This is a genomic window from Bradyrhizobium sp. Ken01 (genome assembly GCF_055807355.1).
Genome location: NZ_JBVVPC010000115.1, coordinates 1 through 3,245, shown reverse-complemented (window position 1 = coordinate 3,245; position 3,245 = coordinate 1). Strand labels below are relative to the sequence as shown.

Genomic DNA, 3,245 nt, shown 5'->3' with positions numbered 1-3,245 from the left:
ACACTCGGCCTCCGCGAACATCCACCTTTCGAGGCTCATTCCCGCACCCCGCATGGCTCCTGTCTACACTTCGAACCGGGGGCCGCCTCGAGAGCTCGTCGGACGGTGCCAGCCAGGCTCCCGAAGGGATTCTGCGGGCGTGCCAGAGCCGGCCCCTCTCTCACCGCCCTGCGGCGGCGCCCGCCCAACGCGGCTGCGAGCAACAGCGCAAATAGTCAAAAGCTTACAAATCGCTTGAAGCGAACGCACCAGAAAATTCCCATTCGTTGCGCAACGGGAATTTACTGACCTTGTGCCTTTTCCATGCGACGGTAGGCCGGCGGCCCCTTGCCTGCGGAAGCTAGCTTTGAGAAGGAAACGTGAGACAAAAAACCGTGATCCGGTAGTGCATGCGTGCTTCGTCCGAAACGCGCGCAGCTTGGACAACGATCGATGAAACTGAGAAAGAGTATCTAGCGATTAGCACTAGTGCAAAATCGACTTGTTCGTTTCAAAGACGAGTGCAACTTGGAAGATTGCCCTAGTAGCCGTCCGGACTTCGATGGCAATATCCTCTCTGTGCTCCGCCCCCGAAGTGTCTTTCGATAGTTGAACTAATGTGCGAGCAGCTTCCGCCTCGGCGTCAGTCTGCGCGGCGAATTCCGTGCCCTCCTCGTCGGGGAACAATTCCTTCCCCTCTCTGATATTGAAAAAATAGCGGATCAAAACGTTCCCCTGCAAATTTTATGGGTCGATCAATTCAAAAGAAATGACGCTAGACTACGGCATTTTGCTGGCCCCGGAAAGCTCACCACCCTGGATCTGCTTCGAACCTCTCTGTTCGCCACGACGGCGGACTTAGCCCCGGCCTGACACCACCACTGGACCTTTCTGTATCTCCTTGCGGAGACAAAGTTCAAATCGATCTTCCGCGCTCCACCTTGGGGCCGGAGTTCCGGCGAGCTGATGGCGACCGTCGCCGCTCGGGCGGCTTGGCTTCCGTGCAACTGCCAACGCTACGTCTGCCTCCAGAAGTTGACTTACCGGATCCGGTAGCTAGCTCTCATTGGCCAAGAAAGGCGAATTGATAGAAAATTCAGAGGTTTGGCCGTGCTGAATCCCCCGTTTGCATCTGGGTCCATTCGCCTGTTAAATTGGCAGGCATTCCCAGGCGATAGTTGCGGTGTTTCGGTGCCATTTTTCTTGAATAGAAAGCTTGCTTTATCCCGTCGCACCCGTGTCTCAAGGCGCGCCTTGGAACGAGCAATTACGGCAGCGATCAAGACCTATGAAGGCTGTCGGGATTTTGTAGGCGTCGTTGTCGAGCAACGCTTGGCCGAATCGACGTCTGAGCCAAATTGGCATGTGAAAGGGCTCCGCTTTGGTAAATCCGATCGAGACATGGCTACGGCCGCGCTCGACAGCGTTTTGCCATCAATGCAGAAGGAATTTACGCTCGAACTGTTGGATGAAGATCGGTAGCGTCGACTCTCTTGAGCATTGGGGCAGATCGCACAATCATCATCCTACTCCAGTGCGTTGCTGCCGAGGAGGTTCCCGCGAACAAGCATCAAACAGTGTTGCCCTCTTCGCTCAAAGCCACGCTGAACGATCAGAACCGACAGATTGATTTCACGACTGAATATCCGCGCAATGAGCGAGCATGTATCCGTGTTGCATGCCCGCCAGAGTTGGCGTCGTACGCCATACACATGTCGCCCAACGTGCTAGCCCAGTACAAACACGTGACCGTGGCGTGCGGCGACCATTCCCGGTGCAGGCGATGTACGGGGAAACGGAGCCAATTCGCCGCAAGGTTCAGCTCCGGGATGACCCGACCGAACACGCGGAGCGCGGCGCCACAACCGCGTTATGAGGACGGGCGTCCGGCCGGACGACCACCGATCACGCGCCCCTCCGGCTCGCTCGCGCTCGCAAACGCATTCATCGCAATTTTACTTGAGATGCCTCGGTGACGCATCTGCAGCCAACCACCGCGTCCGGCAGTGCTGCGATCGGCCTGCAGGGACGAGAAGTCACACCGCATCGAAACTTTGCATTCGGCGATTTTCCGGTCGCGGAAGGGACGCGCTTCAGATGGGATTGAGCCGGTAATGAAAATAAGCGAAGTGAAAAAGACTAGTTTCAACATGCAGGACTCCTACGCGTGTCCTGCCCCGCCTGCAGAGGCTACAAACAATTTGGTCATTGAAAGCTATTTAGTGGTCGCCCGGCTTCTGCGGCCGTCCTGCTTAACTCAGGTTAAACTGACCCGAACGCACACACATGGCGCTTCTAGCCGAGCATCTACCATCTCATCTGCCGCAGCAACTACTGCTGCCTGATAGGATTTGCCGACAATCCTTATCCATTCTAGAACAGTATCTCCGCTTCGGATCGTTATAAGCAAGCCAAACTGATGCTCCGTCCTTCAAATTGTCATCACATTGGGTGCCACTTTCCGCCGCTGCGCTCGTCTTCAGGAGCGGATGGCGTCAATCGCGTGAGCTATCAGGACCGCAACGCTGGCCGCGATTATGATGACTAACAGCCAACTGATCACGCTCGTCTCCATCAACGTTATGGAGTGAACCTGCTCAATCCCGCACAGTCAAAAAGAACCCGCCGGAAAGCTTAATTTCAGCGAGGGGCTGAGAACTCAAGGCAACTCTTGCGTCCGCAGTCGGTCCTATCAGCGAAATGCCGCTAACCGGGTCTCAACCGTGCCCACCATGACCGGGTCGCTGTGCCGCGCCCACTCTCGCTTCGCAGCGGTAAAGAACCAGGATTGTTCCGCCCTCGGAACAGAATGCCCGCTAGATTGATTTCGGTTCCGCCGAAATTGTGTTTGCAAAAGAGACAAAGCTGCGGCAGAATTTTTGCTACCGGGCTGGCTGCATATTTCACTTGGTGTTTTTAACCCGGCTTCATTTGACGACGCGTGGGCCGCAGCGATTTAACCTCCCGCTGCGGCCTTCGCCGCACGGCAGGCCAGCGTGAAGCGGCGAGCGCCCCTCAAGGTACGGCCTGTCGTTGAGGCCTCATAGTCGGAGGACCCTGAGAACGGCTCAAGCGTCTCCAGCCGCAGCTTTCCCGTCTGCTCCGCTGATCGAGCTTCGCAGGAGCGGCTCGCCCTGGGCATTTAGCCATTGAGATAGTTGGCCGCGAATCGGTGCCGGTTGCACGAAGGGGGCGGAATCCGCATTATGGTTTTGCTGGGCGAAGCGGATCTACCGTGGCTCTGAAGAACCCCGACGCTATTGCGG

Annotated in this window: 3 protein-coding genes; 1 reads left to right on the top strand and 2 read right to left on the bottom strand. The window is 56.6% G+C overall.

The genetic code is table 11. The features are described from left to right. Positions 1–465: 465 nt before the first annotated feature. Entirely contained in the window at positions 466–705 is a 240-nt protein-coding gene (locus AC0L3S_RS38855) for a DUF6894 family protein (protein WP_473285212.1), read from the bottom strand. A 384-nt stretch (positions 706–1,089) separates the two neighbouring features. Here AC0L3S_RS38855 and AC0L3S_RS38850 point away from each other — a divergent pair, with 384 nt between their 5' ends. Then, complete coding sequence (locus AC0L3S_RS38850) at positions 1,090–1,461, top strand: hypothetical protein (RefSeq protein WP_473285210.1); 372 nt, start codon at positions 1,090–1,092, stop codon at positions 1,459–1,461. Between the two features lie 388 nt (positions 1,462–1,849). Here AC0L3S_RS38850 and AC0L3S_RS38845 read toward each other — a convergent pair whose 3' ends face one another. Beyond that, positions 1,850–2,131 carry a hypothetical protein gene (locus AC0L3S_RS38845; RefSeq protein ID WP_473285208.1) on the bottom strand — a complete coding sequence of 94 codons (282 nt, stop codon included), beginning with the start codon at positions 2,129–2,131 and terminating at the stop codon, positions 1,850–1,852. Positions 2,132–3,245 lie beyond the last annotated feature (1,114 nt).

Excerpts from the sequence above, each read along its gene's own strand:
- AC0L3S_RS38845 (WP_473285208.1), bottom strand. The coding sequence starts at position 2,131 with ATGTTGAAACTAGTCTTTTTCACTTCGCTTATTTTCATTACCGGCTCA.